Below are 25,120 nucleotides of genomic sequence, written 5' to 3'. Positions count from 1 at the left end.
ATCTTCCGGCTCTCAACCTCTATCCTTTTTCACCTCTCCTCATGAGCAATAACCTTACGACGCTAGACCTGCTCGTCTTCTTCGTGTACCTGATCGGGGTTTCGGCCTACGGGTTCTACATCTACAAGAGCAAGCAGAAGGCCGAGCAAAGCACCAAAGACTACTTCCTGGCCGAAGGCTCCCTGACGTGGTGGGCCATTGGCGCCTCCATGATTGCCTCCAACATCTCGGCCGAGCAGTTCATCGGCATGTCGGGCTCCGGCTTCAAAGTAGGGGTGGCGGTAGCGGCCTACGAGTGGGTGGCGGCCGTGGTGCTCATCATCGTGGCCGTGTTCTTTATGCCGGTGTACCTGAAGAACAAGATCTTCACGATGCCGCAGTTTCTGGAGCAGCGCTACAACTCCACGCTCAGCTTGATCATGAGCATTTTCTGGCTGTTCCTGTACGTGCTGGTTAACCTCACCTCCATTCTGTACCTGGGCGCCCTGGCGCTCAGCAACCTCATTGGCGGCGACTCTTTCCACACCATCATCATCCTGCTGGCCATTTTCTCCCTGCTCATTTCCATTGGCGGCATGAAGGTGGTCGGCTACACCGACGTGGTGCAGGTGGTAGTGCTGGTGGTAGGTGGCCTCGTCACGACTTACATTGCTCTGAGTTTGGTAAGCACCAAGTTCGGCCTCGGCGGCGGCGCTTTCTCGGGCTTCACGGCCCTTATGGAAAAGGCCCCCGACCACTTCCACATGATTTTCCCCAAGCCCACCGATGCCACCCCGCAGCCGGAGGTAGATAAGTACTTGGCCCTGCCCGGCATTGCTATGTACCTGGCCGGCCAGTGGATTGTGAACCTCAACTACTGGGGCTGCAACCAGTACATTACCCAGCGCGCCCTGGGTGCCGACCTGCACACGGCCCGCACCGGCATCCTGTTCGCTGGTATTCTCAAGCTGATGATGCCCGTGATTGTGATGCTGCCCGGCATTGCCGCCTACGTGCTCTACAAGAACGGTAGCCTGCAGGCCGAAATGGCCTCCACCGGTTCCTTCAACTCCGACAATGCCTACTCCGCCATTCTTTCCTTCCTGCCCAACGGCCTGAAAGGCTTGTCGATGGCCGCCCTCACGGCCGCCATTGTGGCTTCGCTGGCCGGTAAGGTAAACTCCATTTCCACCATCTTCACCCTCGACATCTACAAGCGCTACTTGGCCCCAGAGGCTTCGGAGAAAAAGCAGGTGTGGGTAGGCCGCCTCACCATTCTGGCGGCGGTAGTTCTGAGCGTGGCCTTCACCTGGAAGGACTTGCTGGGCATCGGCGGCGAAGGCGGGTTCCAGTTCATTCAGAAGTACACGGGCTTCATTTCGCCCGGTATTCTGGCGGTGTTCCTGCTGGGCATGTTCTGGAAGCGCACCACGGCTACCGCCGGCATCGTGGGCATCCTGGCGGGCTTTGCGCTATCGGTATTCTTCAACGAGTACGCTCCCGCGGTGCTGGGCCGCGAAACCCTGCTCTACACGGCCTTCCCCAATGGCAAGGGCGAGTTTGAAATTCCCTTCCTCATCTGCATGGGCCTGTCCTTCGCCATCACCATGGTGCTGATGATTGGCACCAGCCTCGCTGGCCCGGCTATCAACGCCAAGGCCATTGACCTCAACCCCGGTATGTTCCGCGTGAGCCGGCAGACGATGACGCTCATCGTCATCACCATGCTGCTGCTCACGGCGCTCTACGTCAAATTCTGGTAACTCCTTTTCCTGATGCTTCCACTTCCCACCTTTCGCGTACGCTTGCTGGCCGCTGGCCTCACGGGGCTGAGCTGGCTGCCCGCCGCTGCCCAAACCGCTGCTCCCGCCACCATCACGGTGCAGGTAAATAAACCCGGCGGGGCCGTGTCGAAAAACATGTATGGCTTGTTTTTCGAGGACATCAACTTCGCCGCCGACGGTGGGCTATACCCCGAGCTCGTCAAAAACAAGTCGTTTGAAACCGATGAGCATCTGGTAGGGTGGAAGGCCCTGCGCGGCGGGGCCGGCCTCGAAACCTACGCCGTACTCACCCAGCAGCCCATTAGCGCTACCAACCGCCACTTCGTGCGGCTGAACGCCCGCGTGGCCGGCCCCGATGCGGGCATGGTGAACGAAGGCTTCCGCGGCATGGGCGTGAAGCAGAACGCCGAGTACACGTTCTCGCTCTACGCCCGCAAAGGCCCCGGCAGCGTGAACAGCCTGACGGTGACGCTGGAAAGCGAGAAAGGCCAGCCCCTGGCCCAGGCCCAGGTTTCGGGCCTGACGAGTGAGTGGAAGAAGTATTCCTTGCCCATTAAGCCCTCGGCCACCGACGCCAAAGCCCACCTGAAAATTACGCTGGACGGCGCCGGCACCGTGGACGTGGACGTGGTTTCGCTGTTTCCGAAAGACACCTGGAACAACCGCCCCAACGGCCTGCGCCCCGACCTGGTGCAGCTGCTGAAAGACATGCAGCCCGGCTTTCTGCGCTTTCCCGGCGGCTGCATTGTGGAGGGCCGCACCCTGGCCGAGCGGTACCAGTGGAAGAAAACCATTGGCGACGTGGCTTCCCGGGAGCCGCTCATCAACCGCTGGAACATGGAGTTCAAGCACCGCTCCACGCCCGACTACTACCAATCCTTCGGGTTGGGTTTCTTTGAGTATTTCCAGCTGTCCGAAGACATTGGCGCCGAGCCCCTGCCCATCCTGAACGTGGGCATGGCCTGTCAGTTCAACTCGGCTGAGCTGGCCCCGATGAGCAGCACCGCCGGCGGCCCCAACGCCGGCAACGACCCCAACACCGGCGACCCGACCCTGGATACGTTCATTCAGGATGCCATTGATCTAATTGAGTTTGCCAATGGCCCGGCTACTAGCCCCTGGGGCGCCAAGCGCGTGGCTATGGGCCACCCGGCCCCGTTCAACCTCAAGATGATTGGTATCGGCAACGAGCAGTGGGGCCCCCAGTACCTGGAGCGCTATGAGCCGTTTGCCAAGGCCGTGAAGGCCAAGTACCCCAACATCCAGATCGTGAGCAGCGCCGGCCCGAGCCCCGACGGGGAGCTGTTTGAGAAAGCCAGCAAGCGTCTGGGTGAGCTGAACGCCGAGTACGTGGATGAGCACTACTACGCCAAGCCCGAGTGGTTCCGGGAGCACGCCGACCGTTACGACAAGTACTCCCGCAAAGGCCCCAAGATTTTTGCCGGCGAGTACGCGGCGCAAAGCGTGGCCATCGGCTCGCCCGACAACAAAAACAACTGGGACTGCGCCCTCTCCGAAGCTGCCTTCATGACGGGCCTGGAGCGCAATGCCGACGTGGTCGGTATGGCTTCCTACGCGCCCATGCTGGCCCACGTGGATGCTTGGCAGTGGACGCCCAACATGATCTGGTTCGACAACCTGAACTCCTACGGCACCACCAACTACTACGTGCAGAAGCTGTACGCCCTGAATAAAGGCACTACTATTCTGCCCGTGCAGCTGCCCGGCAATGCCAAAAACGGCCAGGATAACCTGTTCGTGAGTGCCGTGGCCGACAACGGCACCGGCGAAGTGGTGGTGAAGCTGGTGAACTACTCGCCCGAAGCCCGCACGGTGAAAGTAAATTTGGCCGGGGCCAAAAAGCTGGGCAAAACCGGCAAAGCCACTGTCCTGGCCAGCCCCGACCTGCAGACCCAAAATACCCTGGAGCAGCCTACAAATGTGGCCCCCAAAGAGTCGGAGTTCAAGGTGTCATCGGCTATCTTTGATTACACGCTGGCACCCAACTCGTTCACGGTGCTGCGGGTAGCGGGGAAAAAGTAAATCTGCGCTACCGGTTGGTAGCCAACTACGTACTGGTGGGAAAAAGAGTGAGTGCTGACCGTTGGGCGGCAAAACCAGAGGTAAGGGGCTGGTTTTGCAAGCTGTGCGCGGTCAGATACTCACTCTTTTATTTTGCCCGTGTTTAGTCCGGCTAACGCTACGTGCTTTCTCCAAACCAGTAATGGCCGGAACCCTGTTTGAATACCTGCCCCTGCTGCAACCAGGTATCCTTATCGTGCATTGCGAAAACGCGGTAGGGGGCAGATATAGAAGTGCCGGAACGCCCGGTTGCCTCTCGTCGTCAGCTCCGCTGGCTTTCGGTTGATGAAGTGGCTTTATCTGGTCGGCACCGCTCCAGTCGTTCCGCGATGAAACGTACGCAGGCACCTCTCCATCGGCCCAAACGCAGGGACGCGTCACAACAAAAGGGCCGGTTCTCAGGAACCGGCCCTTTCATTTTTAGCAGAACCCGGCCAGCATATAGCGGCCGGCACAGGTGTAACTACTGCTGCACAATACGGGTTTGCTGGATGTAGTTGCCCTGGCTCACGCGCAGGATGTAGATACCGGCAGCCAGCGGCTGGCGGCTCAGGCTTACCGTGTTGTGGCCGGCCCGCAGAGTAGCTGGCTGGCGGAGCACTCTGTGGCCCAGTACATCCAGTAGCTCTACCTCGGCGGCTCCGCCCCGGGCCGTGGTCACTTTCACCGACAGGGCCTGGTGGCGGCCGAGGGGATTGGGGTATACCTCGGCGTTCAACTCGGCGGGGTTGGTTTTCCGGTTAGCCGTGGGGCTGGCAATCAGCGTGAACTGCCAGCGCTGGGCTTCAGCGAAGTCGGTGTCGTCCCAGAGGTTGACCCGGGCGCCCGGAACGTCACTGGCAAAGCCCACTTCCAACACCTGCGGCTTGGCGGCGTCTTTAGTTGCCTTCAGCATCAGCTCAAACAGGTCGTTGCCGGTGTTGGTAATCAGCCAGCGCTGGGCGTCGCTGTCGGAGGAAACGTTCTGCTCGATTTTGGTGCCGGCGGCCGTGGCCAATCCCACCGGCTGCACATACATGGTAGTGCCCATGTGGCGTATTTTGTAGGAGCCGTCGGTTTGCGCTTCCAGCACAAAGCGCTGGGCATCGAAGCCGTTGTCGACCCACTGCCCGATGCTGGCCCCGGCCTCTTTCGAGTCGAAGTCTACGTCGAGGCAGAGCGGCGATTTTGAGGTGGGGTCTACCTTGCCGAAGTGGGTGATTTTGTACGTGCCGCCGTCTACCAGCGTCTGGGCCTGGGCCAGCGTCCGGTGGCTTGCGCCCAGCAGGCTAAGCGTAGCCAGGGCACCAAGGAGTACAGATTTTTTCATGCGTTGAGGAGGTGAAAAAGTGAGAAGTGAGTTGTTAAGAAAAAAGTGAAGGCGACGGAAAAGAGCGACTCAAATACCTTTCACAAACGATTGTGGTAAGGCTGAAAAGGATGGGCTACTTGAGCCAGGTAACCAGGAAAGCGCGAAAAGGACGGCTGGGAAGGCTGCAAGCAGCAAAGCCGGACTGGGATAATCCGGCCGCCTACGTTTACCGCCACCAAGTCAGGAATGAGAGCCTAAAGTAAGAATTATATAAACACAATCGATTGTGAATCGAAAGAAAATTTATCAGCTTTGCTAACCATTCTTTCGGGAGGCAGCGCAAACGGGGAGGAGGGCAGACTGAGTGGCATACCTCTGATTTAGCCTCCGTCATGCTCATTCTGTTTGGGGTGCTTCGCTGGGCCTGCCCATACGGCCCGGCTTTGGCAGGCTGAGGACCGAAGTTGCCGGATGAGTACACCGTTTTTACCACTTGCTAGCTAAGCTCTGGACCCGCCTATGCCCCAATTTCGGCACCTACTGACTACAGTGGCCGGCGCGCTGCTCATCACCGGCGCAATTCCCGCCGTGGCCCAGCGCGCCACCCCCAGTTTCCACCAGTGGGCCGCCACGCCGCCTATGGGCTGGAACAGCTGGGACTGCTACGGCCCCACCGTAACGGAAGCCGAGGTGAAGGCCAATGCCGACTACATGGCTCGCAACCTGAAAAGCAGCGGCTGGGAGTACGTGGTGGTAGATATCCGCTGGTACGTGGGCAACGACACCGCCCACGGCTATAACGAGAAAGACCCCGCCTGGAACATCGACCAGTATGGCCGCTTCGTGCCCGCGCCCAACCGCTTCCCGTCGGCAGCTGGCGGCCAGGGTTTCAAGCCCCTAGCCGATTATATGCACGCCAAGGGGCTGAAGTTCGGCATCCACATCATGCGGGGAGTGCCGGTGGTAGCGGTGCAGCGCAAGCTGCCCATCCTCGGCAGCAAAGCCACGGCCGCCGACATCTACACCAAAGAAGGGCAGGCCGGCTGGCTGCGGGATATGTACACGGTGGTGGCCGGCCGCCCCGGCGCGCAGGAATACTACGACTCCCTGTTCAAGCTCTACGCCGGCTGGGGCGTCGATTTTGTGAAAGTAGACGACTTGTCTTCGCCCTACCACAAGGCGGAGGTAGAGATGATCCGGCGGGCCATTGATACGTCGGGCCGCAAGATGGTGCTGAGTACTTCGCCGGGGGAAACGCCCATTGCCGAAGCCCGCCACGTGGCTGCTCACGCCAACATGTGGCGCACCGTGGGCGACTTCTGGGACTCCTGGGAGCAGCTGAAGGAACACTTCGAGGTGTGCAGCCGCTGGGCGCCCTACATCGGGCCGGGCGCTTTTCCCGATGCCGATATGCTGCCGCTGGGTCGCCTGGGCATCCGGGCCGAGCGCGGCGACGACCGGCTGACGCGCTTCAGCCGCGACGAGCAGTACACGCTGATGACCTTGTGGAGCATTTTCCGCTCCCCGCTCATGTTCGGCGGCGACCTGCCCAGCAACGACGCCTTTACCCTGCGCCTGCTCACCAACCCCGAAGTGCTAGCCGTGCACCGCAGCAGCACCCGCAACCGCCAGCTGTTCCGCCAGAACGACCTGATTGCCTGGACCGCCGACGACCCCAAAACCGGCGACAAGTTTCTGGCTGTCTTCAACGCCCAGGACCAGGAGCTGCTGCCCGAAACCGAGGCCGTGTGGGCCAGCGGCCCGATTACGCGCCAGACACTTGGCCACCGCCAGGAGCTTACCGCCGACCTTGCCGGGGCGCGCCAGCTCTACCTGAACGTGAGCGACGGGGGCGACGACATAGCCTGGGACCACGCCGACTGGCTGAACCTGACGCTTTCGGATGGGCAGAAAATCGTGGCGCTTAGCTCTCTGCCCTGGCAGAAGGCCACCGCCGGCTGGGGGCAGGTGACGGCCAACAAAAGCGTGTCGGGCGGCGCGCTGGTGGTAGGAGGAAAGACCTACACCAGTGGCATTGGCACGCACGCCAACTCTATGATTACCTACGAACTGCCAACGGGCTTCACCCGCCTGAGCGGCGAAGTGGGCCTCGACCAGGCCGGGGCCGCGCAGAATACGGGTGGCACCGTGCGCTTCCTGGTGTTCACGAAAAACCCGTACCGGCCCATGCCCGCCGATTCCAGCCGCGTCCATGTGGCCCTGGAGAGCCTGGGGCTGCAAGGCCCCTGCACCGTGCGCGACCTATGGGCAGGCAAAAACCTGGGACCAGTAACGGGCGAGTTTGCGCCTTACATCCGTCGCCATGGCGCGGGCTTCTACCGGATTTCAGCGGTGAAGAAATAGTATTACTAACTGCACAGTCGGCCTGAAACGTCAGCGTGCTTACCTCCAACGGATGATTTCTCTCATCATGAAAAAATACGCGCTCCTGCCTTTGATTACGGGCCTGGCGCTGCTGTCGGCCTGCCAGAAGGACAAGGCCGACGCCTTCGTGCCGCCGGTCGTGACGCCCGTTACCAACCGCAACCCCATCATCCGGGACAAGTACACGGCCGACCCGGCCGCGCTGGTGCACGATGGCAAAATGTACCTCTACACCGGTCACGACGAAACCCCGTTTCCACAGGAAGGCTACCAGATGAAGGAGTGGCTGTGCTACTCCTCCCCGGATATGGTGACCTGGACCGAGCACCCCGTACCGTTGCGCGTGACGGACTTCACCTGGGCCCGCGCCGATGCCTGGGCCTCGCAGGTGGTGGAGCGCAACGGCAAGTTCTACTGGTACGCCACCGTCGACCACCGCTCTATTCCCGGCAAAGCTATTGGCGTGGCCGTGGCCGACAACCCGCTGGGGCCGTTTCGGGATGCCCGCGGCTCGGCGCTCATCACCAACGACATGACCACGAAGGTGAACAGCTTCTTTGATGACATCGACCCCACGGTTATTATCGACGACGCGGGGCAGGCCTATCTGTACTGGGGCAATACTGGCTGCTACTACGCCAAGCTCAAAGCCAATATGACGGAGCTGGACGGGCCCATCAACACCATTGTGCTGCCCAGCTACACCGAGGCGCCCTGGGTGCACAAGCGCGGCGACTGGTACTATCTCTCTTACGCCACCGAATTTCCGGAGAAGCTGGCCTATGCTATGAGCCGCAGCCCCGAAGGACCGTGGGAGTACAAGGGCATTCTGAACGAGCTGGCCGAGAACAGCAACACCAACCACCAGGCTATTCTCGACTTCAAGGGCAAGTCCTACTTCATCTACCACAACGGCGCCAACGGCCCCGCCGGCGGCTCCTTCCGACGCTCCGTGTGCATTGACTACCTGTACTACAACGCCGACGGTACCATCCAGAAAGTCATCATGACCAAGGCGGGCGTGGCCCCCGCGCCGTAACCGGCCCTTGGTGTTCAGCCGTGGGCAGTTGAAAAGCCAGAAAAAGAAAAACAGCTCGTCATGCTGAGCTTGTCGAAGCATCTCTACCGCTAGCTAATCAATAGCATGGCAACGAAGCGGTAAAGATGCTTCGACTCCGCTCAGCAGGACACCAATTATGCCTTCACAATAACGTCTTTCTGCTGCTTTCCTATGAGAAACAAACATGTTTCCACTTGGCTGCTGACTAGCGCCGCGCTGTTGCTGGCGGCTGGGCCCGGGGCGGCGCAGTCGTACGCGCCGGAGTGGCGCAACCCCAAAATCAAGGTGGAGCCGGTGGTGCTGGTGCAGGCCTACGCGTTTCCGCTACGCGACGTGCGCCTGCTCGAAAGTCCGTTTAAGGCGGCGCAGGAGCGCGACGTGCGCTATCTGCTGGACCTGGAGCCCGACCGACTGCTGGCCCGCTTCCGCCAGAACGCCGGGCTGCCGGCCAAGGGCAAGGAGTACGGGGGCTGGGAAAGCCAGGGCATTTCGGGCCACTCGCTGGGGCATTACCTGGCCGCCTGTGCGCTGGCGTACGCCTCCACGGGTGACGTGAAGTTCAAGCAGCGTGTCGACTACATGGTGCAGGAGCTGGCGTTGTGCCAGGACAAGCGCCAGACCGGCTACGTGGGCGGCATCCCGAAGGAAGACCAGCTGTTTGCCGAAATCAAGCGGGGCGACATCCGCTCCAGCGGCTTCGACCTGAACGGCGGCTGGGTGCCCTGGTACACCGTGCATAAGGTGCTGGCCGGCCTGGTAGATGCGTACCTGTACACCGACAACGAGCAGGCCAAAACCGTGGCCATCAAGCTGGCCGACTGGGTAGATGATGAAGTGCGCAACCTCTCCGAAGCCCAGATGCAGCAGATGCTGGCCTGTGAGCACGGAGGCATGAACGACGCGCTGGCTAGCGTGTACGCCCTCACCGCCGACAAAAAGTACCTCACGCTTTCCTACCGCTTCAACCACCAGGCCATCCTGAGCCCCCTGGCCCAGCGCCGCGACGAGCTAACCGGCAAGCATGCCAACACCCAGATCCCGAAGATTCTGGGAGCAGCCCAGCAGTATGAGCTGACGGGTAATACTGCCGAGAAAACGACGTCCGAGTTCTTCTGGGACGCCATTGTCCGGCACCGCTCCTACGCCAACGGCGGCAACAGCGACCATGAGCACCTGGGCGCGCCCGACAAGCTCGCGGACCGGCTGAACATGGAAACCACCGAAACCTGCAACACCTACAACATGCTTAAGCTGACCCGGCACCTGTTTGCCTGGCAGCCCACCGCCACCCTCGCCGACTACTACGAGCGGGGACTCTACAACCACATTCTGGCCTCCCAAAACCAGGAAACGGGCATGATGTGCTACTTTGTGCCGCTGGTAGCCGGGGGAAAGAAATCCTACAACACGCCCACCGAGTCGTTTTGGTGCTGCACCGGCACGGGCATGGAAAACCACGTGAAGTACGGGGAAGGCATCTACTTCCGGGGCCAGGATGAAAGCCTCTACGTGAACCTCTACGTGCCCTCGGAGCTGCAGTGGAAAGAGAAAAGCGTGACAATACGCCAAGATTCCCGCTTCCCGGCCGCCGACACTGTGCGCCTGACCGTGCAGGCCCGCAAAGCCACCAAGTTCCCTCTGAAGCTGCGCCAGCCCGGCTGGGCTACGGGCGGCCTGAAGCTGCGGCTCAACGGCAAAGTAGTAGAAGCCAAAGCAGGCGCCGATGGCTACGTAGTGCTAAACCGCAAGTGGCGCTCCGGCGACCAGGTGGAAATCGTGCTGCCCAAGAGTCTCTACACCGAAGCCCTGCCCGACAACCAGCAGCGCCTGGCTATGCTCTACGGTCCCTGGCTGCTGGCCGGTCAGCTCGGAAAGCAGGCCCCCGACGCGCAGAAAGGTGCCCCCGTGCTTGTTACCACCCAACCCGCAATCAGCAGCTATGTGAAGCCGGTTGACCAGCAGGCGGTGGCGTTTGAAGTCAGCCAGCTCAGCCAGCCGCAGCCCGTGCGGCTGGTGCCGTTCTACCAGGTTTACGACGAGTACTACAACGTGTATTGGGACCAGTTCACACCCGCCCAGTGGGCTGTCCGCCAGGCCGAGTTTGAGGCCGAGCGGCTGCGCCAGCGGGAGTTGGCCGCCCGCACCACCGACGAGCTGCGCATCGGGGAAATGCAGCCGGAGCGCGACCATGAGCTTACCAGCCAGAACTCCGTGGCCGGCGACGCCAACGGCAACAAGTGGCGCCACGCCACCGACGGCGGCTACTTCGCCTTCCGCCTGAAAACCGACCCCAAGGCCACCCACCAGCTCCTCATCAAATACTGGGGCAGCGACGCCTACAACCGCGCCTTCGACGTGCTGGTGGATGGCCAGAAAGTGGCCACGCAGGTGCTCGAAAACAACAAGCCTGGCCAGTACTTCGAGGAGGCCTACGCCCTGCCCGCCGCCCTTACCAAAGGCAAAACCAGCGTGGTCGTGAAGCTGCAGGCTCACCCTGGCAAAACCGCCGGCGGCGTCTACGGCTGCCGCATGATCCGCGACAAGTAGCTCCAACCCGCAAAACTTCCTGCAGCGCAGCACAGTTTGCAAAGTAAGTGTCATGCTGCGCGAAGTCGAAGCATCTTGGTAGTGTGGTTGTAATTCCACGAAGCGGTAGAGATGCTTCGACTTCGCGCAGCATGACGTTCTATTAAGCCTAGTAGACAAAAAAGCCCGCTGGTACATCTTCAGCGGACTTTTAAAGTATGAAGTGCTTCTACTTCACAGGAGTTTTGCTCTCCGAGGTCATAAGCACGAGCTTTATCGTGCTGTTCTTATTGTGGTACAAGCCTTCATTGCAGACAGAGAGGCGATAAGGAATTCAACAAGGAGAAAAAGTAGAGTTGTCAGTTCCGCTTTGCAAATGTCTACCTGTTTGATTGTACCACGCTGTAGTTGTCAGTTGGCTTCCAGTCAACCAACAACTGACGTGGATCAACACTCACTTTGGCGGGACGCTCTGGTAACGTCAATACGATGGTTTGCCTACCGGACTTGATTAAGTGCTTTTGCAAATAGAGCTGCTGGCCTTCTTCCTGGCCCGCTTTGACGGGGGCGAAGACGCCGATTTCCACCCAATCCTGCATTGGTCGCTTGGTCTCGGTACCGGTGCTATCTACTACCAGCTTGCGAGCCTGCAAGGTAAGCGTCACCTGCCAGGCACCTCGTTTGAGTTGGTTGGCGCTGGCGGCTTCCGTTGCTAGTTCCCAGAAGGTATTGGCCTTGAACAGGTCGTGGAGCAGGGGTTGGAGGGAGTCCGGCGTGGCCGTCTGCAGCTCCCGGTAGAGGTCCAGCGACGTGGGCCGAGAGATGGTACCGGGGCGGTGCCTGGCCAGCAACTGCCGTAGTGCCCCGTTTACCCGGTCCCGGCCGATGTATTGGCTTAGGGCGTACAGGGCGAAAGGCCCTTTACGGTAGTTCTGGTAAAAGCCGTCGGCCTGGAGCAAGGGCAAGGCGGCGCGGGTGCGCGGGGTTTCGTTTTCTTCCTGCAGAAAACGCAGCAGCCGCTGAAGGTGCTCTGCGCCGTATTTATCTTCCAGCACGCCCATAGCTGAGTACCACGCCAGGCTTTCGGTAATCAGGCCAGCGCCTTCCACGTAGGCTTGTTTAAGCTGGTTGCCCCACCATTGGTGCGCTACTTCGTGCGCCACCACGGCCGTTACCAGGTCAAAGCCGCGCGAATCATCCTGCGGGTTCAGCAGGAAAAAGCCTTCCTCCGCCGTAATGTCGATGGGCGCAGCGTGGTGACCGAAAGCATAGCTGGGATGGGCCACAAAGCGAAGCTGCCGGTGGGGGTAGGGCCCAAACTCCTTGGTGTAATAGTCCAGCGACGCCTGGGCGCTCCGAACCATCCGTGCCGGATTTTCTGTCAGCCCCGGGGGAGCGTAGATCTGAATGGCAACTGCCTGTTCTGGGCTGGCCGATGGACCTTGCCATTTGCCTTCCAGCACCGCGTAGTTGGCGGAGAAAAGAGTGTATTCATTGCGAATGGGCGCGTCTGTGGCGTAGTGAAAGTAGCTTCGGCCAGCTTTGGTCCAGGTCCGGCGCAAGGTGCCGGGGGCTACCACCTGCTGGCCCGCATCCGTTCCCACCAGGGCCTCGAAGCGGATTTGCTCAGGAAAAGGCGCGTAACGGCGGGCTGCTATGTCGTAGAGGGAAGCCGTGGCGGGCCGGGCCGGCAGATCATGCACTTTCCGGGCACCAGCCTCATCCAGCTCCCGGTACGGCGCATACCCAATGACGGGCAGCCACTCCATGTTGCGGAAGCTGCTGCCGTTTTCCATCACCTGGGCGTCAGTTCCGTGGTTGGAAAAACCTTTGGCCTGGTAGCCCACCTGAAAGTGCAGGCGCAGCGAATCACCGGGGCGCAGGGGCTGGGTTAGGGCATAGATGCGCTGGCCCAGTTCCTCATCATGGAGCAATTCCCGGGTGGGCTGGTTGAAGTGGACTCCGGTGGTTTCCACGCCCGCGCCCATTCCCAGGTGAACGGAGTCAATGGCTACTTGGCTGTTATTCACCAGCCAATACGTGCCTTGGATGGCCACCATCCGCTGCTTAGGGTATATTTCTACCCGCAGGTTAACGCTGGTCAGCAGGGGCTGGGGCACGTTCCGGTACCGGCGGTAGCGGTGCTCGTAGGTGGCACGCTGGGCCGCGGCCTCAGCCGCCGACGTATAGTTGTGCAGCACGTTGGTGTTATAGAACACAACACCACCAAACAAGAGGATGCCGGCCATGGCTGCCGCGGCTACCCAGGGTAAAGTTCCCCGCAAGCGCCGGCGCGCCAGCTGTACCCGAGCGGCAACGCTTACGTCGCGGCCCCGCACCCAGAACAGCACCGCCACCACGGCCAGCAGCAGCGCCCAAGCCATCCAGTAGGCTTTAAACCACAGCCAAGGCGCCAGCGTCGGCCCAAAGCCGGCCATGTCGGTGTACGTCCAGCCTGGACTAGCGCTAAAGATGAGGAGCTTGTGCTCAATACCTAAAACGGAAGCGAAGGCAATAGAGCCGTAAGCCAGCAGCGCAACTAAGTGCCCCACAAACTTCTGGTTCACGAGTACGTGCACGAACAGGGCCAGCAGGGCGAAAAGTAGACATTCCACCAACTGCAGCCCGAAGAAGGTTTGCAGATAAAGCCCGATTTCCGGGTAAGTGCCGCCGATGACCAGTTGCGCTACCAGGCCGGCCGTAAGCAGGAAGGCCAGCCAGACCACCAGCACCAGGCCCAGCGCCAGAAACCTGCTCAGGAAAAGCACCCACTCCGGTACCGACGTGGCGTCGGCAATTTCGCTTAGGCCGGTTTCCCGCTCGCGCCACACCAGCTCGCCGGCGTAGAAAATGGTAAGCGAAGCAATAAGGGGCCAGAACTTATCCGGCTGCGCCAAGGGCGCAAGCAGATATTCCAGCACAAAGTCGGTGCGTGGTAGCAGCGGGACGCCCTTAGCTTCCAGGTTGTTGGGTAGTACAAAGCCTATCAGCAAGGCCAGAGCTACCAGCAAGGGTAGCCCGGCCCTGCTTTTGGCAAGCTGCAGAAAGAACTTCCCGGTGAGCAGGCTTAACTGACGGAGTTGGGTGGCAACGCCATACGTGCCCCGGGCTGATGGCAGCACCTGCGCTGCTTTCTGGGGTACATGGTGAAGGCCTACTCCAGTTATGGGCGGTTGACTCAGCTTCCGTTTTTGACGCGCTTCCGGCAAAACGAGCTCAAACCGGAAGTAGGTAAACGCCAGCAGGCCCAGCGAAATGCCGAACCAGATGAGGCGGTTGGCGAGAAAGGAGCCTTCCAGCAGCAAAAAGCGCGTGTTTTTCTCCTGGGGGCTCCAGTCAATGGATAGATGGCTTAGCACCGGGCCAAAACTCATTGGGTCGGCCAGATTGCCCCATGTGCCCCCTTTTTCCAGCAGCGGCCATATCGTGTAGGCCGCCGCAAACAGGACCGCTCCGATCAGATAACTGGCCAGGGCCCGGCGACTGAGGGCCGCCGCCGAAAATTGCATAGCCGTTGCAAAAAAAGCATTGGGCAGCGCGATAAAGAAAAAGGTAGTCAGGTAAGGTGCCACCCGGAACGGGCCCAGAATCTCGGCCTCTACCCCGGCAAAGTGCATGGCCAGCAGCATACCCACCGGGATGGCGAGCAGCAGGACGGCACTGAGGGCAAAGGCGGCCAGATACCGTCCACCCAGGTAGGCTGCTTTGCTGGTAGGGGCTGCGTAGGTGAGCAAATGCATACGAGTCTGCACGTCGCGGGCCGCGGCGTCGCCCGCCACGGAGGCCCCTATCACCAGCCAAAACACGCAGCAGATAACCGTGACGGCGGCCATGACGATGGGCGAGTTCAGTAAGATATACCCATCTCGCGCATCGGCGGCATAGTTGGCAATGACCACCAGAAACGTGATGAGCAGTATGACCCCGAAGTAGAGCCAGGTGGCAAATCGGCGAAGCTGGTAGCAGAATTCCAGCGCAAAAATCCGTTGAAATTTCATACGGCTACCTCCTTCGCTGCTTGCTGAGTAGCTGGAGTGAAGCAGCCCGTCATGGCACTGAAGTACACGTCCTTCAGGTCCGGCTCCACCGGTTCAAACCCGTTGCCGGGGTGGTCCGGGCTGTACACGTGCACCAGGGTGCGGCCGCTCAGCAGCTTGGCGGAAATAACCTGGTGTTCCCGCTCCAACGCTGGCAGGCTGGGTTTGTCGGTCAGTTTGCGCCAGATCCGGCCGGTCAGGGCGGCCACGGCCTCCACGGGCTGGGCCTCCAGCAGAATGTGGCCCTGGTTGATGATAGCCATGTGCGTACACAGCTCCGAAACGTCCTCCACGATGTGAGTGGAGAGGATAACCACGCTGCTTTCACCCAACTCGCTCAGCAGGTTCAGGAAGCGCACCCGCTCGGTTGGATCGAGGCCGGCGGTGGGCTCGTCTACAATCAGCAGGCGGGGGTTGCCCAGCAGGGCCACGGCCACCCCAAAGCGCTGCTTCATGCCGCCGGAGAAGCCCCCTAGTTTCTGCTTGCGCTTGTCCCAGAGGTTGGTTTGCTGGAGCAGGGCCTCGGTGGTTTCCCGGCGCACGGCCCGGTTGGTAAGGCCTTTCAGCACGGCGAAGTAGTCGAGTAACTCCTCTGCGCTGGCTTTGGGGTACACCCCAAACTCCTGGGGCAGGTAGCCCAGCGTCTCCCGGACCGCTTCTTTCTGGTGCACGATGTCCAGCTCGCCCAGGAATAGCTGCCCTTCGTCGGGTTCCTGCAGCGTGGCCAGGGTGCGCATGAGGGTTGACTTGCCGGCCCCGTTCGGGCCGAGCAGGCCAAACATGCCCGGCGGAATGTCGAGCGACACCTGGTGCAGGGCCTGCACACCATTCGCATACTGCTTGGAAACATTGCGGATGGAGAGGCCCAAGGGGGAATTTCTCATGGTATCGAATAAGCTTCGGTGGTTCGGTTAACAGGAGGGAAGAGGAGCTCCTTAGGGAGCTTTCCATCACTAGTACAGTCCAAAGCAATTCTTACCAGGTCGGAAAGGGAAACCCGATAGGCGGATGCACGGAAGTACTCGACCAAGTTGAGGTTTGCGTCCGCCAATGCACTGGCAGGTTCCCTTCTCCATCTCGTAGATTAGCTCAGGTAACTGGTCGAGGGCGGGGTGCCCGACCCGGCGGGATATACCACCTTTGTGCTATGGACCGAGTCAAAAGAATCTTCCGGCTAACGCACCTGGTCGTCTGGCTTTTATTTACCTGGTTGGTAAGCCTGCAGCTGGAGAATGACAAGGATGTCTACTGGCGCAGTACCACGGCGGCGTTTATAGCAACCTGCCTGTATGTCTTTTACAATCATTTTTACCTGTTAACCCAGTATACAGGCAAAAAAAAGAACAAAGACTACTGGCTTCGGCTGGCGGCCATTGCGCTGACTGGTCCCTTACCTTTTTTGTTTTTGCACAGAAAGCCGGTTGATGCCGGGGACTATTTCATGCAACTGGTTACGGTAGTCGTCTTTCTCTTCCTGAGCTGGCTGGCCCGGGTTACCGAGACGCTGGTGCTCAACACCATTCGGAAGGAGCAGTTGGAAAAGCAGGCCGTGGAGGCCGAATTGGTAAATCTGAAGTCCCAGATCAACCCGCACTTCCTGTTCAATACCCTCAACAACATCCACACGCTGGTGTACAAGCAGGCGCCGGCCGCCCCGGAGGCAGTTATGCACCTAGCCTCGTTGATGCGCTACATGATTTATGAGTCCAACGCGGCCACGGTGCCGCTGGCCCGGGAGCTGGATTATTTGCAAGATTACGTGAGCCTGCAGCAGCTCCGGTACAAGAGCAGCCCAGTGGTTGACTTGCAGATAACCGGAGAAACTACGTCCTGCTACATAGCGCCTTTGCTGTTTATTCACCTGCTGGAAAATGCCTACAAGCACAGCCCCGCCCGGCTGGAACCCGGCGACGTGAAGGTGAGCGTGGCGGTAAAAGAAGATACCCTGACCTTCCACACGCAGAACCCGGTCAGAAAAAACGCGGCTACCACGCTGGAGGAGCCTGGCGGCATCGGGCTGCCCAATGTGCGTAAAAGACTGGCGTTATTGTATCCCGGCCAGCATACGCTGGACATTTACAGCACCAGCGACACTTTTACTGTCATGCTTACCATCCACGGTCTTCACGTACAGGCTCATGAAAGACAAGCTCACCTGCTACATCATTGAGGATGAGCACCTGGCTCAGGAAATACTGGAAGAGTACATCCGGAAGGTTTCGTTTCTGGAGCTAAAAGGAACCTTCATGAGCCCGCTGGAGGCGGCATCTCGTTTGGCAGAAGACAAACCCGATCTGCTGTTTCTGGACATCAACATGCCTGACCTTGACGGACTGAGCTTCATCCCGATGCTCAGCCCCAAACCCCTCATTATTCTCACTACCGCCTACGACCAGTATGCCCTGGAGGCCTACGACCTGGAAGTGAAAGACTACTTGCTGAAGCCCTTCACCTTCGAACGGTTTTACAAAGGCGTTTTGCGCCTCTACCAAGAGCAAAGTGCGCGGCAGATCGTGGAAAAGAGGGAGGATAAAGCGGATGCGAAACTGGAGCAGGAGTACATATTCCTGAAAGTGGGTCACCGCATCCAGAAGCTCGCTATGCGGGATATTCTCTTCGTGGAGGGCATGAAAGACTATTTGCGCATTCATACCCAGGAGGAGAAGATTATGACGCTGCTGAGCTTCGCTAAGCTGGAAGAGCTGCTGCCGGCCCAGGATTTTGCCCGCGTGCACCGGTCTTTTCTGGTCGCCATCGACAAAATCGACCATATCGAGAAAAACCGGATTCAGATTGCCGACCAAATCCTTCCCATCAGTGACACCTACGCCGAGGCATTCTATAAAATGCTGAAAGGATTTCAGTAGCGTGAGTTGGCAAGAGGCGAGGATTGCCTATTGTACGTTCCAGGTGTTGGGACGCTTTGCTGCACACCCTAGGCCTTGCCAGCTTGGCGTCTTCTCTAGTCCTGCGGTAGAGAGTATGCCAACCCCCGCCCGCGGAAAGCTCGGGCACCATTCGAAAGAAAAATAGAAAAGCCCGCTGGAGTTTTTCAGCGGGCTTTTCTATTAAACGTTAGCCTTTATTTTACTGGCTTCACGCCTTCAGAGGTCATGACCACCCGTTTCATCGTGCCGTCTTTGTTGTAGTACAGGTCATCGATACACACGGAGCGGCGGAAGGAGCCGCCATCGGTGTTGATGCCGCCGTTGTGGTAGATGAAGTAGGACTTGCCCTTGAAGTCGATGATGGCCTGGTGGTTGGTGTTGGAGTTGCCCGCCAGCTCGTTCAGAATGCCTTTGTATTCCCACGGCCCTTCGATGCTGCGGCTCATGGCGTACACAATCTTCTCGGGAAAGCCCGAGGCGTAGGAGAGGTAATACCAGTCGCCGCGCTTGTGCACCCAGGGCGCTTCCGTGAAGTTCGGCAGCGTCACTTTCTGGATTGGGCCGTCCAGCTCCGTCATGTTGGGCTTGAGCTTAGCGTAGTAGCACTGGCTGTTGCCCCAGTACAAGTAGGCCTGCCCGTTTTTCTCGATGAACACCGTCGGGTCAATGTCGTCCCACCCGATCTTCACGTCCGTGGTCATGTCGTTCGTAATTAGGGCCGAGCCGCGGGCGTCCTTGAACGGCCCGAGCGGGTTGTCGGCCACGGCCACGCCAATGGCTTTGCCGGGAATGGAGTTGTGCTCCACGGCCGCGTACCAGTAGAACTTGCCATCACGCTCCACCACCTGCGAGGCCCAGGCATCGTCCCGCGCCCAGGCAAAGGCCTTCACGTTCAGCGGCGACGGATGCTCCTGCCAGCTCACCATGTCCTTCGACGAATACACCAGCCACTCGTGCATCACGTAGGCTTGCTGGGGGGCGGGGGCCTCGTCGTGGCCGGCGTAGAGGTACACCGTGCCGTTGTGGACCAGCGCGGCGGGGTCAGCCGTGTATTTCTGCTTGATGATGGGGTTGCCGCCGCTGGCGGGCGTAGCAGTGGCCGGGCTGGTTTGGGCTATGGCCGCGCAGCTAGGCAGCGTAAGGCCGAGCAGCCCCAAGAGCCCGAGGCGCAGCGGTTGCCGCAGTAGATTGGTAGACATCAGGTACTTCATCATAAATAGGGTGGGAGGCAGGAGGAAGCAGTTGGGTAATGAAACAGGGCTAAACGGTTGGCTCGGCAGTAGCCGATTGCAGGGCCGCCTGGCGCTGCGCCTCTAAGGTGCTGAGTAGCTTAGCAAAGGGTTCGTTGAATTTCTGGGCGCCCTCGTCCTCAAGCTGCTGGCTCACCTGATTCAGGTCGATGCCCAGCTCGGCCAGCCGCGCCAGCACCTGCGCCGCCTGCTCGGTGCCTTTTTCCAGCCGGCTTTGCGGCTGCCCGCCTGCCCGGTACAAGTCCAGCGTCTCCACCGGAATCGTGTTGACCGTCTCCGGCCCAATCAGGTGCTCGACGTATTTGAGGTTGTCGTACTTGGGGTTCTTGTTGCCCGTGCTGGCCCACAGCAGACGCTGCGGCGCGGCACCCTGGGCGCGTAAGGCCTGCCAGCGCGGGCCGGCGAAGATGCCTTTATAAAGTTGGTAAGCCTGCTTGGCGCTGGCCAGGGCCACCTGGCCCACGGCTGCAGCGGCCGTGGCCCCTTGCTCGCCGCCCTGCCGGGCCAGCTGCTCGAGCTGCGGGTCCAGCAGCACATCGATGCGCGATAAGAAGAAGCTGGCCACCGAGTCGATGCGCGCGAGCGGCTGGCCCGCGGCAGCGCGGTCCTCCAGGCCCAGCAGGTAGGCTTCGGCCACGGCCTGATAGCGCTCCAGGCCGAAGATCAGCGTCACGTTCACGTTCACCCCGTGGGCAATGAGCTGGCGGATGGCGGGCAGGCCTTCGATGGTGGCGGGCACCTTGATCATCACGTTGGGCCGGGCCACGGCGTGCCAGAAGCGTAGGCCTTCGGCAACCGTGCCCTCTGTGTCGTGGATGAGGGTGGGGGACACTTCCAGGCTCACGTAGCCGTCACCGCCACTGTCGGGGGCATCGTAGAGCGGGCGCAGCAGGTCGCAGGCGTGCTGCACGTCTTCGATGGCTAACTGCTCGTAGATCTGCTCGGCCGAGCGGCCCTGCAAAGCCAGGGCCTGAATGGCCGCGTCGTAGTCAGCGCTGCCGCCGATGGCCTTCTCGAAGATGGCCGGGTTGGAGGTGACACCGCGTAGGCCATCTTCTGTGAGCAGGCGCGAAAGCTCCCCGTTCACTAAAATGTTGCGCCGGATGTAATCCAGCCAAATGCTCTGGCCGTGTTGTTTGATGGCTACTAATGGATTCATGAGGATGGTCAGTGGAAGGGTAGAAGTAAGGCAGCTCAAAAATTAGCTAACTAAGATTGTCATGCTGAGCGGAGCCGAAGCATCTCTACCGCTTCGTTGTTCGGCTGTTGATTAGCCAGAGGTAGAGATGCTTCGACAAGCTCAGCATGACGCTGTTCTTACAGCTTAGGAAAGCACTTCCTTGGGCTCGGTTTCGGCAGGCTCGTCTTGCAGCAGGCCTTTGGCTTTGGCTACCACGTTTTCCACCGAAAAGCCAAACAGCTCCATCAGCACCTCGCCCGGCCCCGACTCGCCGAAGCGGTTGATACCAATGACGGTACCCTCGTCGGTGACGTACTTGTGCCAGCCCATAGGCGAGCCGGCTTCGATGGAAACCCGCTTGCGCACCGAGGGCGGCAGCACCTGGCGCTGGTAGGCTTTATCTTGCTGCTCAAACAGCTCCCAGCTGGGCATGCTCACCACGCGGGTGGCGTGGCCTTCCGCTTCCAGGGCTTTCTGGGCTTCCAGGGCCAACGACACTTCCGAGCCGGTAGCCAGCAAAATCAGCTCGGGCTGACCCGATTCGGCTTCCTTCAGAATGTACGCACCCTTCGCTACGCCTTCGCGGGCCGAGCCATACTGACTCTGGTCGAGCACCGGCAGCTTCTGGCGCGACAAAATCAGCACCACCGGCGACTTGGGCTTGGTCATGGCCACGCGCCAGGCTTCCACGGTCTCGTTGGCATCGCCGGGGCGCAGCACAATGATGTTGGGAATAGTGCGCAAAGCCGCCACGTGCTCCACCGGCTGGTGCGTGGGCCCATCCTCGCCCAGCCCGATGCTGTCGTGGGTAAACACGAACGTTACGGCCGACTCGGCCAGGGCCGTGAGGCGAATGGCGCCGCGCATGTAGTCGGAGAAGGTGAGGAAGGTGCCGCCGTACACGCGCACCCCACCGTGGTGCGACATACCGTTCAGGGCCGCGCCCATGGCATGCTCGCGTACCCCAAACCACACGTTATTGTAATGGTACTGCCCGGGCTGAAAGCTAACGTCACTGCTGGTGGGCATTTCGTTGGACGAGGCCAGGTCAGCCGAGCCGCCAAACAGATAGGGAACGGTCTTTTTCAGCACGTTCAGGGCCTTGCCTGAGGCTTGGCGCGTAGCCAGGGCGCCATCTGCCGCTGTGAAAACGGGCAGCTCCGCATCCCAGCCTGCCGGCAGTTCACCCGCAAATGAGGTTTGGAACTGCGCTGCTTCAGCCGCAAATTCCTGCTGGTAGCGGACAAACGACGCATTCCAGGCTTGCTGCAGCTCGGCGCCGCGCTGGCCGGGCTCCAGCATGTGCCGGCGCACGTCCTCGGGCACCACGAACGACTGCGCCGGGTCCCAGCCGAAAAACTCCTTGGCCTTGCGCAGGTTGTCGGGCCCCAGCGGGCTGCCGTGCACTTTGCTGGTGCCCTCACCGGGGCTGCCGTAGCCGATGATGGTTTTGATGGAAATCAGCGAAGGCCGGGCGGTTTCCTGCTGGGCGGCCCGAATGGCGGCCTCAATGGCGTCGAGGTCGTTGCCGTCGGCCACGCGTGAGGTGTGCCAGCCGTAAGCCTCAAAGCGGGCCAGGGCATCCTCGGTGTAGGAAAGGTTGGTGGGCCCGTCGAGGCAGATGTCGTTGTCGTCGTAGAGGTAGATGAGCTTGCCCAGCTTGAGGTGACCGGCCAGGGAAGCTGCTTCGGCCGCAATGCCCTCCATCAGGTCCCCGTCGCTCACAATGGCGTAGGTGTAGTGGTCCACGACTTCGTGCCCGGGCTTGTTGTAGGTAGCGCCCAGAAACGCCTCGGCCATGGCCATGCCCACGCCGTTGGCGAAACCCTGCCCCAGCGGCCCCGTGGTTACTTCCACGCCCGGCGTCATATTCGACTCGGGGTGGCCGGGCGTGCGCGAGTGCAGCTGCCGGAAGGCCTTCACGTCGTCCAGGCTCAGATCGTAGCCATATAAGTGGAGCAGGCTGTAGAGCAGCGCCGAGCCGTGCCCCGCCGACAACACGAACCGGTCCCGGTTGGGCCATTTAGGGTCCTGGGGATTGAAGCGCAGAAAGCGCGAAAACAACACGTAGGCCATGGGCGCCGCGCCCAGCGGCAGGCCGGGGTGACCGGAGTTGGCTTGCTGCACGGCATCTACGGACAGCAAACGGAGGGTAGTGACGCTAAGCTCGTCGAGTGAGAGAATGGGGGCGGCCATAGGGCAGATCAAGAGTTAACGGATACAAGAGGAAGCCGAATGGCTGGGGAGCAGCTCATGGGGCAGCAAAGTAAGAATTTTACTTCTATACACAATCGATTGTGTATAGAAATCCGCAAAAGCTGCCTTTTACGGTTTCACCACAGGCCAGCCGGCGGAGTCCCAGCCCAGCTTTTCCACGCGTAGCTTGGGGTGGCCCTGGTCGGCGGCGTCGTAGGCGTGAAACACCAGGTAATCGGTCTTATCGAAGGTTACGACGGCGTTGTGGCCCAGGCCAAACCAGTTCTGGTCGCCGGCCAGCACTAGGGTGCCGCCGCCCTGGGTGAGGGGCACGTTGGCGCGGTCGAGGTAGGGGCCGGTCAGGGTTTTGGAGCGACCCACCATGATTTTGTAGGTACTCTCCACGCCGCGGCAGCAGTAGTCGAACGAGGTGAACAGGTAGTAAAAGCCGTTTTTCTGGAAGATGAACGGGGCTTCAATGGCGCCATCGCCGGGCAGAGAGTCGGCCAACTGAGCAGTGCGGGGGCGACTGGCCAGCGTCTGCCACTGCTCGGGCTGGGCGGGGGCCGTCAGGTCGGGGCGCAGCTTTACCAGCTTGATGCCGTTCCAGAACGAGCCAAACGTGAGCCAGGGCGTACCGGCCGCGTCGCGCACTAAGTTGGGGTCAATGGCGTTCCACATATCCCGCCCCGGCACCGACTGCAGCACGCGCCCGTGGTCTACCCACTTGTACTTCGGGTCCTTGGGGTTGAGGGTGGTATTCGTCGCCAGCCCGATGCAGGAGGTGTTCTTGCCGAAGGCCGAAATCGAGTAAAACAGGCTGTACTGGCCGTGGTGGAAGGAAATATCGGGGGCCCAGATGTGGTTGCCGCGGAAGCCGGGCACGGCCGCTGTGGCCCAGGCCGGCGCCTCAGCAAACACGGCCGGCTCGGGCTGCCAGCTTTTCATATCACTGGACGACCACACCGCAATGCCCCGGCCGGTGCAGAACAGGTAGTAGCGGTTGTCTTGCCGGATCATCACCGGGTCGTGGGCCGGAATGCGGGGCGGGGTTTGGGCCCACGCGGCGGCGCTACTCAGGAGCAGCAAGAAAGAAAGCAGGAGTTTTTGCATGAAAATGTGCGGGAATTACATAAACGATTGTGTAAGTCTTGCTAGTTACCTAAATTCACCACACCAAGCACGAGCAGCCCTCATTTTTTCTGACATGTCCTGGTTGGAGCCATCCGCACACACGTTGCCGGGAAATGTATCTTTGCCGGCTATCTTTCCGTGTCGGCATAGCTTCTCTGCCTTTCCTACGGCCGGTTATCAGCCGCGCTAACATTCCCTCTCCGAGGACTCTTTTCACTTCTGCCTTACCGCACGCATCCTTTGTTTTATGGCCCCACGCGCTAAACAGGAGCAACTCCCGCCGCCTACCACCCCCGTTTCCATGGCCGACCTGGCCCGGGAGCTGGGCGTGTCCATGACCACGATTTCGCGCGCACTGTCCGACCACCACAGCATCGGGCCGGCCACCAAGCAAAAGGTGCAGAAGCTGGCCAAAAAGCTCAACTACCAGCCCAACCACCTGGCGGCTGCCCTGCGCAAAGGCAAAAGCAAGCTGCTGGGCGTGATAGTGCCTTATATAGAAGGACGGTTCTTCCCGTCGGTGGTGCACGGCATTGAAAGCGCGGCCAGCAAGGCCGGCTTCAGCGTCATCATCTGCCAATCGAACGAGGATGCGGCCCACGAGCGGAAGAACATCGAAACCCTGCTCAGTGCCCAGGTAGCTGGTATTCTCGTGTCGGTAGCCCGCACCACCAACGACTTCCGTCACTTTGAGAAAGTGCGCAAGCGCGGTATTCCGCTGGTGTTTTTCGACCGGACCATGGACAATGATGCCGTGAACTCCGTGGTGCTCAACGACTGGAAAGGCGGCTACCAATCTACCAAGCACCTGATTGACCAGGGCTGCCGACGCATTGCCCACTTCGCCGGCCTGCAGCACCTCAACATCTACCGCAATCGTCGGCAAGGCTACCTCGATGCCCTGCACGATGCCGGCCTGCCCCAGGACGAGGAGCTGATTGTGTACTCGGATATGACCATGGAGGAAGGCGCTGACGCCATGCGCCGCCTGCTGGCCTTGCCCAACCCGCCCGACGCCGTCTTCTCGGCTGGTGACTCCTCGGTGCTGGGGGCCTTGCAGGAAGTAAAGCGCCAGGGGCTGCGCGTGCCCCAGGATATTGCCCTGGCTGGCTTCAGCAACGAGGCCTTCACGTCCATCACCGAGCCCATGCTTACGTCGGTGGATCAGCGCTGCGAGGAAATGGGCCAGGCTACCGTGCGCTTGTTTCTGGAGCTGATAGACTCGGCGGGCGGGGCCTATACCCAGCGGCAGGTGGTGCTGCAGCCGGAACTGTTCGTGCGCGAATCGTCGTTGCACGGCGCCAAGCCCAAGTAACCCGGCCCCAGGC

15 protein-coding genes are annotated in these 25,120 nt (G+C 60.3%); 8 read left to right on the top strand and 7 right to left on the bottom strand.

The features are described from left to right. Positions 1 to 41: 41 nt before the first annotated feature. On the top strand, positions 42 to 1,742 hold the full coding sequence (locus tag HER32_RS04245) for a sodium:solute symporter family transporter (RefSeq protein WP_168680800.1): 1,701 nt from the start codon (positions 42 to 44) through the stop codon (positions 1,740 to 1,742). 12 nt (positions 1,743 to 1,754) lie between these two features. Then, on the top strand, positions 1,755 to 3,806 hold the full coding sequence (locus HER32_RS04240; RefSeq protein WP_168680798.1) for an alpha-L-arabinofuranosidase C-terminal domain-containing protein: 2,052 nt from the start codon (positions 1,755 to 1,757) through the stop codon (positions 3,804 to 3,806). Positions 3,807 to 4,308: 502 nt separating this feature from the next. Here the strand turns inward: HER32_RS04240 and HER32_RS04235 are convergent. Next, on the bottom strand, positions 4,309 to 5,154 hold the full coding sequence (locus tag HER32_RS04235) for an RICIN domain-containing protein (protein WP_149072353.1): 846 nt from the start codon (positions 5,152 to 5,154) through the stop codon (positions 4,309 to 4,311). 501 nt (positions 5,155 to 5,655) lie between these two features. On the opposite strand from HER32_RS04235, the gene HER32_RS20140 reads away from it, so the two are divergent. From HER32_RS20140 to HER32_RS04215, 3 genes are all read left to right on the top strand, one after another. Continuing rightward, positions 5,656 to 7,500, top strand: coding sequence for an NPCBM/NEW2 domain-containing protein (locus tag HER32_RS20140; RefSeq protein ID WP_197748872.1), 1,845 nt, complete (start codon positions 5,656 to 5,658; stop codon positions 7,498 to 7,500). Positions 7,501 to 7,567: 67 nt separating this feature from the next. Further along, entirely contained in the window at positions 7,568 to 8,560 is a 993-nt protein-coding gene (locus HER32_RS04220; protein ID WP_168680796.1) for a glycoside hydrolase family 43 protein, read from the top strand. 192 nt (positions 8,561 to 8,752) lie between these two features. Beyond that, a complete protein-coding gene (locus tag HER32_RS04215; protein WP_168680794.1) occupies positions 8,753 to 11,128 on the top strand; it encodes a glycoside hydrolase family 127 protein in 2,376 nt (791 codons plus the stop codon). A gap of 359 nt (positions 11,129 to 11,487) precedes the next feature. On the opposite strand, the gene HER32_RS04210 is transcribed toward HER32_RS04215, so the two are convergent. Both HER32_RS04210 and HER32_RS04205 read right to left on the bottom strand, forming a co-directional pair. Continuing rightward, positions 11,488 to 15,105 carry an ABC transporter permease/M1 family aminopeptidase gene (locus HER32_RS04210; RefSeq protein ID WP_168680792.1) on the bottom strand — a complete coding sequence of 1,206 codons (3,618 nt, stop codon included), beginning with the start codon at positions 15,103 to 15,105 and terminating at the stop codon, positions 11,488 to 11,490. Next, positions 15,102 to 16,028 (bottom strand): ABC transporter ATP-binding protein, encoded by a 927-nt coding sequence (locus HER32_RS04205; RefSeq protein ID WP_410503892.1) that lies wholly within the window; start codon positions 16,026 to 16,028, stop codon positions 15,102 to 15,104. The genes HER32_RS04210 and HER32_RS04205 overlap by 4 nt, the downstream gene beginning before the upstream one ends. 263 nt (positions 16,029 to 16,291) lie before the next feature. Between HER32_RS04205 and HER32_RS04200 the strand changes: the two genes are divergently transcribed. Both HER32_RS04200 and HER32_RS04195 read left to right on the top strand, forming a co-directional pair. Next, a complete protein-coding gene (locus HER32_RS04200) occupies positions 16,292 to 17,314 on the top strand; it encodes a sensor histidine kinase (protein ID WP_168680790.1) in 1,023 nt (340 codons plus the stop codon). After that, positions 17,283 to 18,011 carry a LytR/AlgR family response regulator transcription factor gene (locus HER32_RS04195; protein WP_168680788.1) on the top strand — a complete coding sequence of 243 codons (729 nt, stop codon included), beginning with the start codon at positions 17,283 to 17,285 and terminating at the stop codon, positions 18,009 to 18,011. Before HER32_RS04200 ends, HER32_RS04195 begins: the two co-directional genes overlap by 32 nt. Before the next feature lie 215 nt (positions 18,012 to 18,226). On the opposite strand, the gene HER32_RS04190 is transcribed toward HER32_RS04195, so the two are convergent. The 4 genes from HER32_RS04190 to HER32_RS04175 form a co-directional block, all read right to left on the bottom strand. After that, on the bottom strand, positions 18,227 to 19,246 hold the full coding sequence (locus HER32_RS04190) for a glycoside hydrolase family 43 protein (RefSeq protein WP_232066365.1): 1,020 nt from the start codon (positions 19,244 to 19,246) through the stop codon (positions 18,227 to 18,229). A gap of 46 nt (positions 19,247 to 19,292) precedes the next feature. Next, positions 19,293 to 20,441: a transaldolase gene (gene tal, locus HER32_RS04185; protein ID WP_168680786.1), complete on the bottom strand. Its 1,149-nt coding sequence runs from the start codon at positions 20,439 to 20,441 to the stop codon at positions 19,293 to 19,295. Positions 20,442 to 20,606: 165 nt separating this feature from the next. Next, positions 20,607 to 22,658, bottom strand: a complete 2,052-nt coding sequence (tkt, locus tag HER32_RS04180) for a transketolase (RefSeq protein WP_168680784.1) — start codon at positions 22,656 to 22,658, stop codon at positions 20,607 to 20,609. 129 nt (positions 22,659 to 22,787) lie between these two features. Beyond that, entirely contained in the window at positions 22,788 to 23,771 is a 984-nt protein-coding gene (locus HER32_RS04175; RefSeq protein ID WP_168680782.1) for an arabinan endo-1,5-alpha-L-arabinosidase, read from the bottom strand. A 268-nt stretch (positions 23,772 to 24,039) separates the two neighbouring features. On the opposite strand from HER32_RS04175, the gene HER32_RS04170 reads away from it, so the two are divergent. Next, complete coding sequence (locus tag HER32_RS04170; protein WP_168680780.1) at positions 24,040 to 25,107, top strand: LacI family DNA-binding transcriptional regulator; 1,068 nt, start codon at positions 24,040 to 24,042, stop codon at positions 25,105 to 25,107. Positions 25,108 to 25,120 lie beyond the last annotated feature (13 nt).

It is taken from the genome of Hymenobacter sp. BT18, assembly GCF_012273015.1.
Taxonomy (GTDB): Bacteria; Bacteroidota; Bacteroidia; order Cytophagales; family Hymenobacteraceae; genus Hymenobacter; species Hymenobacter lutimineralis.
The sequence above is the reverse complement of the archived record's forward strand: the minus strand, read 5'-3'. Positions and strand labels throughout refer to the sequence as shown.

What these genes read in the sequence shown, in the direction of transcription:
- HER32_RS04245 (WP_168680800.1), top strand. Translation starts at nt 42, where the DNA reads ATGAGCAATAACCTTACGACGCTAGACCTGCTCGTCTTCTTCGTGTAC.
- HER32_RS04240 (WP_168680798.1), top strand. Translation starts at nt 1,755, where the DNA reads ATGCTTCCACTTCCCACCTTTCGCGTACGCTTGCTGGCCGCTGGCCTC.
- HER32_RS04235 (WP_149072353.1), bottom strand. Translation starts at nt 5,154, where the DNA reads ATGAAAAAATCTGTACTCCTTGGTGCCCTGGCTACGCTTAGCCTGCTG.
- HER32_RS20140 (WP_197748872.1), top strand. Translation starts at nt 5,656, where the DNA reads ATGCCCCAATTTCGGCACCTACTGACTACAGTGGCCGGCGCGCTGCTC.
- HER32_RS04220 (WP_168680796.1), top strand. Translation starts at nt 7,568, where the DNA reads ATGAAAAAATACGCGCTCCTGCCTTTGATTACGGGCCTGGCGCTGCTG.
- HER32_RS04215 (WP_168680794.1), top strand. Translation starts at nt 8,753, where the DNA reads ATGAGAAACAAACATGTTTCCACTTGGCTGCTGACTAGCGCCGCGCTG.
- HER32_RS04210 (WP_168680792.1), bottom strand. Translation starts at nt 15,105, where the DNA reads ATGAAATTTCAACGGATTTTTGCGCTGGAATTCTGCTACCAGCTTCGC.
- HER32_RS04205 (WP_410503892.1), bottom strand. Translation starts at nt 16,028, where the DNA reads ATGAGAAATTCCCCCTTGGGCCTCTCCATCCGCAATGTTTCCAAGCAG.
- HER32_RS04200 (WP_168680790.1), top strand. Translation starts at nt 16,292, where the DNA reads ATGGACCGAGTCAAAAGAATCTTCCGGCTAACGCACCTGGTCGTCTGG.
- HER32_RS04195 (WP_168680788.1), top strand. Translation starts at nt 17,283, where the DNA reads ATGAAAGACAAGCTCACCTGCTACATCATTGAGGATGAGCACCTGGCT.
- HER32_RS04190 (WP_232066365.1), bottom strand. Translation starts at nt 19,246, where the DNA reads ATGATGAAGTACCTGATGTCTACCAATCTACTGCGGCAACCGCTGCGC.
- tal (WP_168680786.1), bottom strand. Translation starts at nt 20,441, where the DNA reads ATGAATCCATTAGTAGCCATCAAACAACACGGCCAGAGCATTTGGCTG.
- tkt (WP_168680784.1), bottom strand. Translation starts at nt 22,658, where the DNA reads ATGGCCGCCCCCATTCTCTCACTCGACGAGCTTAGCGTCACTACCCTC.
- HER32_RS04175 (WP_168680782.1), bottom strand. Translation starts at nt 23,771, where the DNA reads ATGCAAAAACTCCTGCTTTCTTTCTTGCTGCTCCTGAGTAGCGCCGCC.
- HER32_RS04170 (WP_168680780.1), top strand. Translation starts at nt 24,040, where the DNA reads ATGGCCCCACGCGCTAAACAGGAGCAACTCCCGCCGCCTACCACCCCC.